General features: G+C 72.8%; 12 protein-coding genes. 6 read left to right on the forward strand and 6 right to left on the reverse strand.

Features of this window, described 5'->3' with window-relative positions; all coding sequences use genetic code 11:
• Positions 1-514: 514 nt before the first annotated feature.
• Positions 515-1,249, forward strand: a complete 735-nt coding sequence (locus tag NRK68_RS23200; protein WP_257856607.1) for a LolA-like protein — start codon at positions 515-517, stop codon at positions 1,247-1,249.
• Positions 1,250-1,310: 61 nt separating this feature from the next.
• On the opposite strand, the gene NRK68_RS23205 is transcribed toward NRK68_RS23200, so the two are convergent.
• Positions 1,311-1,751, reverse strand: coding sequence for an SHOCT domain-containing protein (locus tag NRK68_RS23205; RefSeq protein ID WP_257856608.1), 441 nt, complete (start codon positions 1,749-1,751; stop codon positions 1,311-1,313).
• Positions 1,751-2,158, reverse strand: coding sequence for a DUF6325 family protein (locus NRK68_RS23210; protein ID WP_257856609.1), 408 nt, complete (start codon positions 2,156-2,158; stop codon positions 1,751-1,753). The genes NRK68_RS23205 and NRK68_RS23210 overlap by 1 nt, the downstream gene beginning before the upstream one ends.
• 106 nt (positions 2,159-2,264) lie before the next feature.
• On the opposite strand from NRK68_RS23210, the gene NRK68_RS23215 reads away from it, so the two are divergent.
• Both NRK68_RS23215 and NRK68_RS23220 read left to right on the forward strand, forming a co-directional pair.
• Positions 2,265-3,635 (forward strand): FtsW/RodA/SpoVE family cell cycle protein, encoded by a 1,371-nt coding sequence (locus NRK68_RS23215; RefSeq protein WP_183067321.1) that lies wholly within the window; start codon positions 2,265-2,267, stop codon positions 3,633-3,635.
• Entirely contained in the window at positions 3,632-5,092 is a 1,461-nt protein-coding gene (locus NRK68_RS23220; RefSeq protein ID WP_183067322.1) for a penicillin-binding transpeptidase domain-containing protein, read from the forward strand. The genes NRK68_RS23215 and NRK68_RS23220 overlap by 4 nt, the downstream gene beginning before the upstream one ends.
• Positions 5,093-5,228: 136 nt before the next feature.
• On the opposite strand, the gene NRK68_RS23225 is transcribed toward NRK68_RS23220, so the two are convergent.
• Positions 5,229-6,494 carry a M23 family metallopeptidase gene (locus NRK68_RS23225; protein ID WP_257856610.1) on the reverse strand — a complete coding sequence of 422 codons (1,266 nt, stop codon included), beginning with the start codon at positions 6,492-6,494 and terminating at the stop codon, positions 5,229-5,231.
• Between the two features lie 283 nt (positions 6,495-6,777).
• Positions 6,778-7,893, reverse strand: coding sequence for a ferritin-like domain-containing protein (locus NRK68_RS23230; RefSeq protein ID WP_183067324.1), 1,116 nt, complete (start codon positions 7,891-7,893; stop codon positions 6,778-6,780).
• 168 nt (positions 7,894-8,061) lie between these two features.
• Here NRK68_RS23230 and NRK68_RS23235 point away from each other — a divergent pair, with 168 nt between their 5' ends.
• The 3 genes from NRK68_RS23235 to NRK68_RS23245 all read left to right on the forward strand — a co-directional run bounded on the left by NRK68_RS23235 (position 8,062) and on the right by NRK68_RS23245 (position 10,494).
• Positions 8,062-8,991: an AurF N-oxygenase family protein gene (locus NRK68_RS23235; RefSeq protein ID WP_046776145.1), complete on the forward strand. Its 930-nt coding sequence runs from the start codon at positions 8,062-8,064 to the stop codon at positions 8,989-8,991.
• Positions 8,992-9,497: 506 nt separating this feature from the next.
• A complete protein-coding gene (locus NRK68_RS23240; protein ID WP_183067326.1) occupies positions 9,498-10,211 on the forward strand; it encodes a TetR/AcrR family transcriptional regulator in 714 nt (237 codons plus the stop codon).
• A gap of 10 nt (positions 10,212-10,221) precedes the next feature.
• Positions 10,222-10,494: a DUF8847 domain-containing protein gene (locus NRK68_RS23245; protein WP_183067327.1), complete on the forward strand. Its 273-nt coding sequence runs from the start codon at positions 10,222-10,224 to the stop codon at positions 10,492-10,494.
• A gap of 668 nt (positions 10,495-11,162) precedes the next feature.
• Here the strand turns inward: NRK68_RS23245 and NRK68_RS23250 are convergent.
• Both NRK68_RS23250 and NRK68_RS23255 read right to left on the reverse strand, forming a co-directional pair.
• Positions 11,163-12,401, reverse strand: a complete 1,239-nt coding sequence (locus NRK68_RS23250) for a histidine kinase dimerization/phospho-acceptor domain-containing protein (protein ID WP_183067456.1) — start codon at positions 12,399-12,401, stop codon at positions 11,163-11,165.
• Between the two features lie 89 nt (positions 12,402-12,490).
• Positions 12,491-13,198, reverse strand: a complete 708-nt coding sequence (locus NRK68_RS23255) for a hypothetical protein (protein ID WP_183067328.1) — start codon at positions 13,196-13,198, stop codon at positions 12,491-12,493.
• Between the last annotated feature and the right edge of the window lie 385 nt (positions 13,199-13,583).

Raw genomic sequence — 13,583 nt, forward strand, 5'->3', positions numbered from 1 at the left:
CCTATGACCAACCATAGGGACTCGCAGACGCCGTCTTCGAGGAGCGCGTAGCGAATATGGGCGGCTTATGACCAGCCACAGGGACTCGCGGACGCCGTCTTCGAGGAGCGCGTAGCGATTTTGGGCGCACCGGGCTCCGCCCGGGCAGCGCTCCCGCCTCGTCTGTGTCTTTCTGCTCCCGGCCCGTTCCTTTGGGGGTTTCCCGGCAGTCTTTCGGATTTCCGGGGCGGGACGGTCGGTCAAGGGTGGAGCGCAGCGACATCGCGAAGCGACGCGACGAAGGAGCGCCCTTGACGGACCGGCACGACACGGAGAGACGATGGGACTGACGGAAAACCCCCATACGCGTCACTGACCAAGGCCCGGGCAGCTCCCGCCCCCACACCACCCTGTGCTCTCTGACCACCGCACCGCACCTCCGCCGCCCCACTGCCCCCCGTCCCGGCTTCCGCCTTCGCCCGGCCTGGGGAATCGGTTCGGTTGGTGGGGGTGGGGCGTGCGATGCTGCTTGGCGATGATGACCTCTGCTGTACGCCGTACCACCGTTTCCGCCGCCGTTGTCGCGGTCTGCCTTTCCGTGCTCTCGGGCTGCAAGGACGCTCCTGGTGGAGCGGGCGCCCCGGCGCCCGCGGCCTCCGCCGCGTCCGCCACCCCCGTAGTGGGGGCGTTCGAGCCCGAGCAGGCGCTCGCCGAAGCCGAGAAGACGCCGTACGCGGCGTCCATGAAGGCCATTTCCGAGGCCGCCGGGCAAGAGCTGTCGACCATGACCGGCCGGTCCAACCTCGGCACGCTGTTCACCGGGCGGGCCGAGATCCGTTCCTCCGGCATGTGGATCGAGAGCGTCACGACCACCGACGCCAACTACATCCGCAACCGCACCAAGGAGGGCAGCGGCTGGGTGAAGGCGCCGCGTTCCCCGGACAACGACGCGAACTACGCCGGCTACGCCAAGCTGCTCCTCGCCACCGGCCCCTCCGCCAAGAAGGGCATGGAGACCCGGAACGGGGTCCCCACCTACCACCTCGCCGGACACCTCAACCTCGACCAGGTGGCCTCCGTCGATCCGCGCACGCACCGTTCGATGAAGAGCAAGGGCGTCACCGGCTTCGACATCGACCAGTGGATCGATGCCCAGGGCCGGACCGTCCGTTTCGAGCAGCGCATGGACATGCGCGGTACGCAGGCCGCCAACAAGGTGGACTTCAGCGAGTTCGGCCCCGTCGAAACCTTCGCCGCGCCCGAGAGGTGATCTCGCGTCGATGGGCGCGGCCGACCGCGTTCCTCCTTCGCGGTGGCGCGCGGTACGGCCGTCAGCCGTTCAGCAGGCGGGCCTTCGCCGCCGTGAACTCCTGAGGGGTCAGCAGGCCCTCGCGGGCCAGGTCGGCCAGCTGGCGCAGCTCCGCCGCGAGGCCGGCGGGGGCTGCCGGGCCGGGCTCCGGGCGGGTGTCCCAATACAGCGCGTCGAGCGGTTCCCGCTCGCCGTCGGTTTCGGGTCCGGGCTCCGGCTCCGGCTCGGGCTCGTCCGTCGGCTCCGGGCCGAGGTCGTCCATCGGCTCCGGCTCCTCCGTGAAGTCCGGCTCCGCCTCCGCCGCCCAGCGCGGCCGCTCGTGGCGGTGTGGTTCGTCCGGGCGGACCGAGCCCGACGTCTCCGACACCGCGCCCGACGCCCGGGCCAGCAGGCCCCGTAGCAGGGGGGATCCCGCCGGGCGGTTCGCGGCGTGGACCGTCACTCCCATCGGGCGGATGAACATCAGGCCACCCCTGCCCGGGGGTCCGAGGGGACCCGGTCCGGCGGGATGCGGACCGAGCCCACGATCCGGCCGCCCGCCGCCCGTACGGCGATCGCCGCGTCCTCGGCCCATACGTGCTCGACCACCAGCAGCAGCGCACAGCTGCCGCGCTCCAGCAGGTCCGCCGCCTCGTGCACGTCCTCCGGGCCGATCAGCCGGGTCGCGTCCCGCCCCGTCAGCAGGCCGTGCAGTTCCACGAACTCGTCGAACTCGGCCGCGAGGACCTCCCCCGACGCCGTCTTCGTGGCGACGAGCCCGTCGATCAGCCGGACCACCCCCGACTTGCGCAGCCCCATCACGGCCTCGACGGCCGGCACCCGCAGCTGCTCCTCGGGGAAGGCGAGGACGATGAATTCCACAGGTCCCATGCGCCTCGGCTCCTCACTCTCGATACTTCCGACCGTTTGTGACGACTCTTCGGCACACTATGACATAAGCGGACATAGCATCCATCCGCTTGCTACGTTTCGGGGTATGACCGCTCTGACGGCGAAGGTGGCGGAGCCTTCCCCGCCCCCACCACCCGAAGCCGGCGCGCCCAAACGCCGGGGGGTCGAGCTGGCGCTCCTCGCGGGGGCCGTCCTGATCTCCGTACTCGGTCACCTCCACGTCGGCCTCGTGACCACCGGCCGCATCCCCGACCCCGCCGACCGGTACGCGGTCGGCCTCGCGGTGGCGGCGCTGCTCGCGCACCTCGCCGTACGGTTCACGGCCCCGTACGCCGACCCCCTCGTGCTCCCCATCGCCGTCCTGCTCAACGGCCTCGGCCTGGTCCTCATCCAGCGCCTCGACGCGACCACCCCGGGCCACCCCACCGCGGACGACCAGCTCCTGTGGTCCGCCCTCGGCGTGGTGCTCTTCGTCCTCGTCGTCGTGCTGCTCCGCGACCACCGGGTGCTCCAGCGCTATGCGTACCTGTCCGTCGCCACCGCCCTGGTGCTGATGCTGGTGCCCGTCTTCTTCCCGGCGGTCAACGGCGCGCACATCTGGATCCGCTTCGCCGGGCTCTCCTTCCAGCCGGGGGAGTTCGCCAAGATCCTGCTGGCCGTATTCTTCGCCTCCTACCTCGCAGCGAACCGCACCGCCCTGGCCCTGACCGGCCGCCGGCTCTTCTGGAAGCTGCGCCTCCTGCCGGGCCGGGTGCTCGGGCCGATCCTCGCGATCTGGCTGCTCAGCGTCGGCCTGCTCGTCCTGGAACGGGACCTGGGCACCTCGCTGCTGTTCTTCGGCCTGTTCGTGATCATGCTGTTCACCGCCACCGGGCGGATCGGCTGGATCGCGATCGGACTGCTGCTCGCCGCCCTCGGCGCCTACGCCGTCGGGACCTTGGAACCGCACGTCAACAGCCGTGTGGACGACTGGCTGAATCCTTTCGCCTCCATCGAGCGCGGCGAGGGCCCCGGCCAGCTCGCCCAGTCACTCTTCGCCTTCGGCGCCGGCGGCCTCCTCGGGGCCGGTCTCGGCCACGGCCAGTCCTTCCTCATCGGGTTCGCCGCCAAGTCGGACTTCATCCTCGCCACCGCCGGGGAGGAACTCGGCCTCGTCGGCCTCACCGCGATCCTGCTCCTCTACGGGCTCCTCGTCGCCCGCGGGTTCCGCGCCGGCCTCGCCCTGCGCGACCCCTTCGGCCGGCTGCTCGCCACCGGCCTCGCCTCGATCGTCGCGCTCCAGGTGTTCGTCATCGCGGGCGGTGTCACCGGGCTGATCCCGCTCACCGGCATGGCCATGCCCTTCCTCGCCCAGGGCGGCTCCTCCGTCGTCACCAACTGGATCATCGTCGCCCTGCTGGTCCGGCTCAGCGACAGCGCCCGCAGACCACGACCCGCGCAGGAGGCGGCCGAATGATCCGCTACATCCGCTGGTGCGCGTACTTCTGCGCGCTGCTGCTCCTCGCCCTGCTGGTCAACATCGCCCGCGTACAGGTGTGGGAGTCCGCCGCCTACGGCGCGAACCCGGCCAACAAGCGCTCCGCGATCGAGCGGTACGCCGAGCCGCGCGGGGACATCCTCGTCGACGGGCGGCCCGTCACGGGCTCCCGCGACAGCGGCCAACTGCTGCGCTACGAGCGGACCTACGCCGACGGTCCGCTCTACGCGCCCGTCACCGGCTTCTCCTCCCAGACGTACGGGACCAGCTTCGTGGAGCGCGCCGAGGACGCCGTGCTGTCGGGCACGGACCCGGGACTGTCGGCGTTTCCGCTCTGGTACGACCTGTCCCGCGGCCGCCCGGCCGGCGGGAACGCCGCCACCACCGTGCGCGCCGCGGTGCAGCGGGCCGCGTACGCCGGGCTCGGCGGGAAGCGCGGGGCGGTGGCTGCCCTCGAACCGGCCACGGGGAAGATCCTGGCGCTGGTCAGCAGCCCCTCGTACGACCCCGCCGTGCTCTCCGGTACGGGGGCGAAGCCGCGCGGGGCCTGGGCGGCGCTCAACGCGGACCCCGCCCGGCCGATGCTCAACCGGGCGCTGCGCGAGACGTACCCGCCCGGCTCCACCTTCAAGATCGTGACGGCGGCGGCGGCCCTGGACGCGGGCGTGGTCACCGATGTGGACGCGCCGACCCGGACCCCGGACCCCTACCCGCTGCCCGGGACCAGCACCCTGCTGCCGAACGCGGCGACGGGCTGCGAGGACGCCTCCATGGCCGAGGCCGTGCAGTGGTCGTGCAACACGGTGATGGCGAAGATCGGGGTGCAGGTCGGGCTGCGCCGGATGACGGAGGCGGCGCGCCGCTTCGGCTTCAACACGGAGGGGCTGCGGGTCCCCTCGTGGGTGTCCCGGTCGAACTTCGACACGGACATGAGCCTGGACCAGCTGGCCCTCTCCTCCATCGGGCAGTTCAACACCACGGCGACACCGCTGCAGATGGCGATGGTGGCCGCGGCCGTCGCGAACGGCGGCGAGCTGGCCTCCCCGTACCTGGTGGAACGGACGACCCAGGACGACGGTTCCCCGGTGCGGCGCGGCGACCGGCGCAGCCTCGGGCGGGCGATGAACCCGGCCACCGCGCTGCGGATGCAGGAGCTGATGGTGAAGGTGGTGGAGCAGGGGACGGGCCGGAACGCGGCGATCCCCGGCGCGGTGGTCGGCGGCAAGACCGGCACGGCCCAGCACGGTGTCGGCAACGCGGGGACCCCGTACGCCTGGTTCATCTCCTGGGCCCGCACCGAGGGCGCGGCCCTCCCGGCCGTGGCGGTCGCGGTGGTGGTGGAGGACGCGTCGGCGGACCGGGGTGACATCAGCGGCAACGGCGCGGCCGCGCCGATCGCCCGGGCGGTGATGAAGGCCGCGCTGGCGGCGCGGTGAGTCGGCGCCGGCGCCCCGGCCCCGGCCCCCCGACCCCGGCCCCCGGCCCCGGTGTCGCGGCCGGGCAGCCCGACCCCGGCCCCCGGCCCCGGTGTCGCGGCCGGGGTCGGGGTCGGGTCGGGGGCGGGTCGGGGTCTCAGTACGAGCAGCCGCTGGTGGGCAGCGTGCCGGGAGCCTGCGGGGTGACGCCGTCGTAGAGGTCGAGGAGCATGCGCTGCGGGCAGTGCTTCACGCCTCCGATGCGGATCTCGAAGTGCAGGTGCGGGCCGGTGGACTGCCCCGTGTTGCCGGACTCGCCCAGGTACTGGCCGGGGGAGACGGTCGATCCGGCCGCCACCCCCCGCTGGCTGAGGTGGCCGTATATGTAGGTGGCGCCGTCGGCCCCGTTGATCTGGATCCCGTTGCCGAAGCCGCCGTCGATGTAGCTGACGGTCCCCCGGGTGACCGCGTGGACCGGGGTGCCGGTCGGCACCTGGATGTCGATGGCCGCGTAGTCGTGGTGCGGGTCGTCGAGCTCGCTGCGCGGTACGGCGCCGCGGGGCAGGACGTAGGCGTAGTTCCCGCTCGTGCAGGTCGCGGTCTCGGGCTGGGCGGAGATCAGGGTCTGGGTCCAGCCGGAGGCGTCGACGGGGTCGTCGTTGTGGTAGGCGATGTCGCTGCCGGACCGGTCGTCCGGGTCGACGTCCTGGTACCAGTACATGCCACCGGCCCCGGTCACGCCGTAGTAGAGGCCACCGCCGGGGGAGACGAGCCGGTCGAACGCGGACCAGCCGGAGGCCGCGAGCTGGGCGGACGACCAGCCGCCACCGCCGTCGATCCGGTATTCGAGGAGACGGCCGTCCGCGGTGTTGGCGATGAGCCGGTCGTCGCCGGAGGAGGCCAGGGTCTTCAGGACGAAACCGCTGCCGACCTCCACCCGCTGGCCGATGTGCTGGGAGCCGGCGGGCTTGGCCTGCGAGACGAGGTACTGGAGGAGCACGCCGCCGGCCGTGCCGTAGAGGTGGCCGTGGCCGTCGTAGACGAGCTTGTCGTGGGTCCAGCCGGTGCCGATCTGCACCGGGGGGCCGATCAGGCCGAGCGAGAGGTTGTTGGTCTGGATGTCGACCCGGTAGAGCACCCCGCCCGGGTCCGTGACCAGGACCGTGTTGAAGTTCAGGGTGGCCATGGCCTTCGGCGTGAAGCCCAGGTCCGGCCCGATGAGCGTCTTGATCCGGTCGCCCGTCGACGGCTCGATCTGTGAGTACGTCAGCCGGCCGTCGGCGAGAGCGCCGTACACGGAGACCGAACCCGTGCAGCTGGCGGTGGCCGCCTGGGCGGGGGCGGCGGTCACGGATCCCAGACCGATGGTCATCAGGCCGGCGAGCAGGGCTCCGAGCACGGGCCGGGACATGCGAACTTTCATCGTCGTCCTCCAACAGGTCGTGCGCTCACGGAAGATGATCAGGCGCAGAATTTATCGACTCCCCCCGCCGGGGGACATGGATCTTCACGCCACATCTCCTGGGGCACGTACCGGCCGCGGGCCGCGGGCCGCGGGCCGCCGGACGTCAGCCGCCGGCAGTCAGCTGCGGGCCGCGGTCACCCGCCACCCATCACCCGCCACCCATCACCCGCCACCCATCACCCGCCACCCATCACCCGTCACCCGTCACCCGTCGCGGGTCACCTGTCCCCGGTCACCGCCGTCACGTTTCCGTCGGGCCCCGCCCTTCGGCGATGGCGGCCTCGACCTCCGCCACCCGCGCCGACTCCTCGGCCGCGAAGCGCTCGCGGTCGAGGGCCTCGGCGATCTCCTCGTCCTGGCTCATCAGCAGGTCCAGGTTCGAGTCGCCCATGTGGAAGACGCCCAGGTCCACGTACGCCCTCTGGAGCCGCTCGCCCCACAGCCCGATGTCCTTCACGCACGGCACGATCCGGCTGAACAGCAGCTTGCGGAACAGGTGCAGGAACTCGGACTGCTCGCTGAGCTCCTCCGCCTCCTTCGCCGGGATGCCGAAGTTCTCCAGCACCTCCACCCCGAGCAGCCGGTCCCGCATCAGGTAGCAGCCCTCGATCACGAACTCCTCGCGCTCGCGCAGCTCGGCGTCCGTCAGCTGCCGGTAGTAGTCGCGCAGCGCCATCCGCCCGAAGGCCACGTGCCGGGCCTCGTCCTGCATGACGTACGCCAGGAGCTGCTTGGGCAGCGGTTCGGTGGTCGTGTCCCGGATGAGGCCGAAGGAGGCCAGGGCCAGCCCCTCGATGAGCACCTGCATGCCCAGGTACGGCATGTCCCACCGGGAGTCGCGCAGGGTGTCGCCCAGCAGCCCCTGGAGGCTGTCGTTGACCGGGTACAGCATCCCGACCTTCTCGTGCAGGAAACGCCCGAAGATCTCCGCGTGCCGGGCCTCGTCCATGGTCTGCGTGGCCGAGTAGAACTTCGCGTCGAGGTCCGGGACGGACTCCACGATGCGCGCCGCGCACACCATCGCACCCTGCTCGCCGTGGAGGAACTGGCTGAAGTTCCAGGCGGTGTAGTGCCGGCGCAGCTCACCCCTGTCCTTCGCGGTCAGCTTGGCCCAGTGCCGGGTCCCGTACAGCGGCAGGGCCTCGTCGGGGGTCCCCAGCGGATCGTAGGGGTCCACCTCGATGTCCCAGTCGATGCGCTTGGCGCCGTCCCACTGCTTGTCCTTGCCCTTCTGGTACAGGGCGAGGAGCCGTTCGCGGCCGTCGTCGTACTCCCAGCTGAAGCGGGCGGAGCCGGAGGCGGGGATGTGCCAGACGGCCTCGCCCGGGTCCTCGGTGTAGAGCTCGTGCGTCGACACTGACGCCCCCTCGTCTCGCGTACTGCCGTGCAGGACCGGACAGTTGGCAGAGTCACACGTTGGTAGACGCGGGGTCAACAAGTCGTGCGCGGGGGATTGACGACCTTGCTGACAGGCAGTCTCATAAGCAGTGACCGCCGGTAACTCGACGACGAGGTGTCCGAAGCCATGACGACCGTGACCGAACGAGCCGCGCTCAGGGACGCCCTCGGCCTCCTCAAGGACCGGGAGCAGATAGCCGAGCGCCTGCTGGAATCCTCCGCCAAGCACTCCTTCGACCCCGACAAGGAACTCGACTGGGACGCCCCCATGGTCGAGGGGAAGTACTACTGGCCGCCCGAGCTGCTCTCCCTCTACGACACCCCGCTCTGGAAGAAGATGGGCGAGGAGCAGCGCATCGACCTCTCCCGCCACGAGGCGGCGGCGCTCGGCTCGCTCGGCATCTGGTTCGAGATCATCCTCATGCAGCTGATGGTCCGGCACATTTACGACAAGTCGCTGACCAGCAAGCACGTGCGGTACGCCCTCACCGAGATCGCCGACGAATGCCGGCACTCGATGATGTTCGCCCGCATGATCCAGAAGAGCGGCAGCCCCGAGTACCCGGTCTCCCGGCTCAACCACAACCTCGCGCGGATCCTGAAGACCGTCTCCACCACCCCCGGCTCCTTCGCCTGCACCCTGCTCGGCGAGGAGATCCTCGACTGGATGCAGCGCCTGACCTTCCCGGACGAGCGCATCCAGCCGCTGGTCCGCGGCGTCACCCGGATCCACGTGATCGAGGAGGCCCGGCACGTCCGGTACGCCCGCGAGGAACTGCGCCGCCAGATGCTGACGGCCCCGCGCTGGGAGCAGGAGCTCACCCGGATCAGCTGCGGCGAGGCCGCCCGCGTCTTCTCCCTCGCCTTCGTGAACCCGGCCGTCTACGACAACATCGGGCTGGACCGCCGCGAGGCGGTCGCCCAGGTCCGGGCCAGCGGCCACCGCCGCGAGGTCATGCAGACCGGCGCCAAGCGGCTCACCGACTTCCTCGACGACATCGGCGTCCTGCGCGGAGTCGGCCGCAGGCTCTGGCAGAGCTCGGGCCTCCTGGCGTAGGGCGGGGTCCGGCTTCCTTGCGTTGGGCAGGGTCCGATCTCCTGCCGTACGGCACGGGCCGGGCTCCTGGGCGTAGGGCGCGGGCCGGGCTCATGGCGCAGGACAGGTGTCGGGCTCCTGGCTTACGGCCCGGGCCGGGGGAGCGGCGGCCGAGGCCGGACGCAGGGCGGACAGGGGTCCGGCCGGGGCCCGCGCGCAAGGGCGGACGGGCCGAGGCCCGGTGCCGGGACGGGCGCGCGGAGGCACCCGCGCAGGTGCGGACGGAGCACCGGACGCGGGGACGGGCGGACGCACGCGGGTCCGGACACAGGCCCGGACGCAAGGCCGGAGAGGCGCAGCACCGGACAGCCGGGACGTTGCGGCATCCGCCCGGCCGCCCGGCCGCCCGCCCATGAGTCCGGCCGCCCGGCCGCCTGCCCAGCCGTCCGGCCGTCCATCGGTCCGGATCGGGCCGGGACTTCGCGGACGCCGGTCGCGAGCGGTGGCTCCCGGGCTACCCTGCGGTCATGACCGTACGCGCGTACCGCAGGCTGAGCGTCGAGGAGCGGCGGGCCCAACTCCTCGACGCCGCCCTCACGCTGTTCGCGCACCGGGCTCCGGAGGAGGTCTCGCTCGACGACGTCGCGGAGGCCGCCGGAGTCTCGCGCCCGCTCGTCTACCGCTACTTCCCCGGCGGCAAGCAGCAGCTCTACGAGGCGGCCCTGCGCTCGGCGGCCGACCTCCTCGAACTCTGCTTCGCCGAACCCCAGCAGGGCCCCCTGACCCGGCGGCTGTCCCGGGCCCTGGACCGCTACCTCGCGTTCGTCGACGAGCACGACACCGGCTTCGCGGCCCTCCTCCAGGGCGGCAGCGTCGTCGAGACCTCGCGTACGACGGCGACCGTCGACGGCATCCGCCGGGCCGCGGCCGACCAGATCCTCCTCCACCTCGGCGTACCGGCGCCCGGCCCCCGGCTGCGCATGATGGTCCGCACATGGATCACGGCGGTCGAGGCGGCCTCCCTCATATGGATCGACGAGGGCAAGCAGCCCGAGGTCGACACCCTCCGGGACTGGCTGCTCGACCAGTTCATCGCCCTGCTGACGGCCACCGCCGCCACGGATCCGGAGACCGCGGCTGCCGCCCGGGCCGCCCTGGCCATCGAATCGGCGGACGGCCCGGTCGGGAACCTGGCCCGGCGCGTCATGCCGGTGGTCTCCGAGGCCGCCCACCTGCTGTGACACTGGTGGGGTGAGAAGCCAACCGACTCCGTTCGAGGGCGGCCCGATGGACGGCCGGGTCCTCCCGATCCTGCTCGGCCCGACCGGACATCCGCCGAAGTGGTACGAGATCCCCGTCCCGACGCCGGACGGCCCGCCGACGGTGCTGCTGTACGAACGTGTCCCGTCGGGCTACTCGAAGCGGCTGGGCCTGCAGAAGGGCTGGAAGTACGCGTTCCGTCCCTCGGGCACCAAGCCCCGCCCCCGCTGGCCCTGGACCAAGGCCCCCCGCCCCCAGCCCTGACCGACCCACCCCTGCGGCGCAGCTCCCGCCAGGCAGCGCCCGGTTACCCAGGGCCCGACCGGACCCCGACCAGGGAGCCCCGTCCGCGCCCGGCGCCCGGGCAAGCCAGGCACCGGCCCGGTCTGCGCCTTGGCCGGCCGGGGTCCGGCCCCGGCGCGACGCCGGCACCTCGCTCGGCGATCCGGGACCGCATCCGTGCCTGCGGCACCTGCGGCACCTGCGGCACCTGCGGCCGGGAGCAGGCCGAGAAGCCACGCCTCCGGCATGGGGCGCCCGGGTCCGGCCTGGTTCACGGTGAAGGACCGTGCCCCGTGCCTGCGGCCGGCCCGAGGCCCGGTTGCCGACGGTTCGCGCCCCGCCTACCGCCGGGTCTCTGGACCCCGGAGGGCCTCGACACCGGCCCTTCCGGCCCGGGACCGCACCCCGCCTGCGGCCGGGCGTCGGGCACGGGCCGCGCCCGCACCCGCCAGCTCACCCGCCGGGCCCCGAGCTCCTGTTGGCGCCGGCCCCGCACCGGCCGGGAGCCGACCGAGAAGCCACGCCGTCGGCGCTGGGCGCCCGGGTTTCACCCGGGGCGGGGCGGGGCGGGGTGGGGCGGCCCGGCGCACGTCGGTACCGGCCCCTGCCCTGCCCTGGCCTGCCCGGCCAGGGCAGGGCAGGGCAGGGAGTTACGAGCCCGGGAGGGTGAGGGTGGCCAGGCCGCCGCCGCCCTCCGCGGTGCGGAAGCGCAGCGTCGCGCCGATCGCATCCGCCTGGCCCACGGCGATGGTCAGACCCAGCCCGTGCCCCTTGCCCCCGCTGCGGAAGCGCTGCGGGCCGTGCGCCAGCAGGTAGTCGGGGAAGCCGTCCCCGTGGTCCCGTACGGTCACCACCGGCCCTTCCACCGTCAGGACCACCGGCGACCGGCCGTGCTGATGGGCGTTGGCCACCAGGTTCCCCAGGACCCGCTCCAGCCTGCGCCGGTCCGTCTCCACGTGGGCGTCCCGCCGGACGACCACCTCCGTGTCCGTCCCGGAGGCCCGCACCACCCGCCGGGCCAGCCGCCCCAGCTGGTGCAGATCCGTCTCCACAGCCTCGCTGCCCGAGTCCAGCCGGGAGATCTCCAGCAGGTCCTCCGTCAGCTGCCGCATCGTCCGTACCCGTTCGCGCACCAGCTCCGTAGGCCGTCCCTCCGGCAGCAGCTCCGACGCCGCCTGCAGCCCCGTCAGCGGCGTGCGCAGCTCATGGGCCACGTCCGCCGTGAACCGCCGCTCGCTCTCCAGCTTCGACTGAAGGCTCCCCGCCATCGTGTCCAGCGCCCCGGCCACGGTCGCCACCTCGTCCTGGGGGCGCGAAGGGTCCTTCGTCCGCGGGTCGTCCACCCGCGCGTCGAGGTCGCCCTGCGTGATCCGCCGGGCCACGGTCGCCGTCTGGTGCAGCCGTCGTGTCACCCGCGTCACCGCGAAGGCGCCCACGAGCAGCGTCCCGCCGATCGCCAGCACGGACGACCCGATGATCGCGTTGTCCAGGCCGCTGATGGTGCGGGCGCTCTGCCCGTAGTCGACGACGGTCGCCAGCGCCCTGCCGTCCGCCGGACCGGCCGCCCACATCGTCGGGCGGCCGCGGTGCTCCGCCACGACCGTTCCCCGCTGTCCGCCGGCCGCGAGCGCCCGCAGCTCCGGCGGCAGCCCCACGGGGTCCAGGCCGGAACCGGGCGGCAGGGGCTCGCCCGCCTCGTACGCGTCCGTGACGTCGCTCAGTTTGCCCAGCGCCTTCTCCCGCGCCGTGGCCACCGTCTGACGGGTCACCTCCACGTGCACGAGCGCGCCGAGCACGGCTGCCAGCGAGCAGCACATCACCACGATGAAACACGCCGACTTCCAGGTCAGTGTGGCCGTCCAGGCGGGCAGCCGCGGCCGTACGCGCAGCAGGGGCCGCCGCAGTCGCGGCCACCGACGCAGACGCAGACGCGGCACCTGCTGCTGCCGCTCGGCCCGCGCGTGCTCCTCTCCCACGGTCACGGCCGGTCCGGCGCAACGCCGGGACCGGGCCCCGGCCCGGGTCCGGAACCCGGACCGGTCCCGGGTCCCACGCCGCGGCCCGAGCCGGTTCCGGATCCCGGCCCGGTCCCGCCGCCGGACCCGCCCCCGCCGCCGGGCCCCGTACCGGGCCCGCGGTCCTCCGGACCCCGCGGGTTCGCCGGCACCCGTACGATCTGCTCGCGCGTCGGCAGCATCGTCCGCTGCTTCTCCTCCCAGGACCAGGCGGTGATCAGTTCGTAGCCGCGGTTCCCGCTGGGCACCCGCAGGACCACGTCCCGCCCGGCCAGTTCCACCGAGACCACGGTCTGCGTGGTCGCCATGATCCGGTTGAGCCGTCCGTCGCCGTCCGCCGTGTAGACCCGTACGGACATCATCTTGTCCGGGAACTCGATGCCGACGATCAGCTCGTCCTTGCCGTTGCCCGTGAGGTCCCGGTAGTAGGGCGCCAGCACCGGGCAGGACGCGGGCTCCGCGCTCTCCTTCTTGCACGCGTTGATCGCCGCCGCGGTCTCCGCCGGTATCCCGTCGGCCCCGGCCCTGGTCCTCGGATGCACCCGCAGCTCCGCCTGGACGAGGGCCACCGGATCGACCGCGTGCACGTCCTCGTCATGGACGGGCGGAATCCCCTTCACGTACTCGGGCGGAGCCCCGGCCGGATCGGCCGGCGGTACGGTCGCCCCCACGCGGTCGGGCCACAGGTGTACGGGCCCGCTCGCGGTCGCGGTCGCCCCGGCGCCCACCAGCCCGCCGGTGTCTCCGCAGCCCGCAAGCAGCGGAAGCGCCGCGAGCGCCAGCCACGTGGCGAGGACGGGGCGGCGTACGGAACCGGAACCGGAACCGGAACCGGGACCATGATTGGTAGCGGTAGCGGTAGCGCGACCGGGAACGGGGGAGCGGCGGCCCGCGGAGCCGCCCGAATCGAACCCCTGTACGCCCCCCGTGTGGGCGTCGCCTCTGCTCACGGCCGTTCTGCGCCCGGCCCCCTTGCCGGCAGCACCCTTGCCCACAGCCCCCCTGCTCACAGCCCCCGTGCCCTTCTGCCCGCGTTACGAAAGATGGTCGATCACA

Origin of the sequence: Streptomyces yangpuensis (genome assembly GCF_024666385.1) — a bacterium.
GTDB lineage: Bacteria > Actinomycetota > Actinomycetes > Streptomycetales > Streptomycetaceae > Streptomyces > Streptomyces yangpuensis.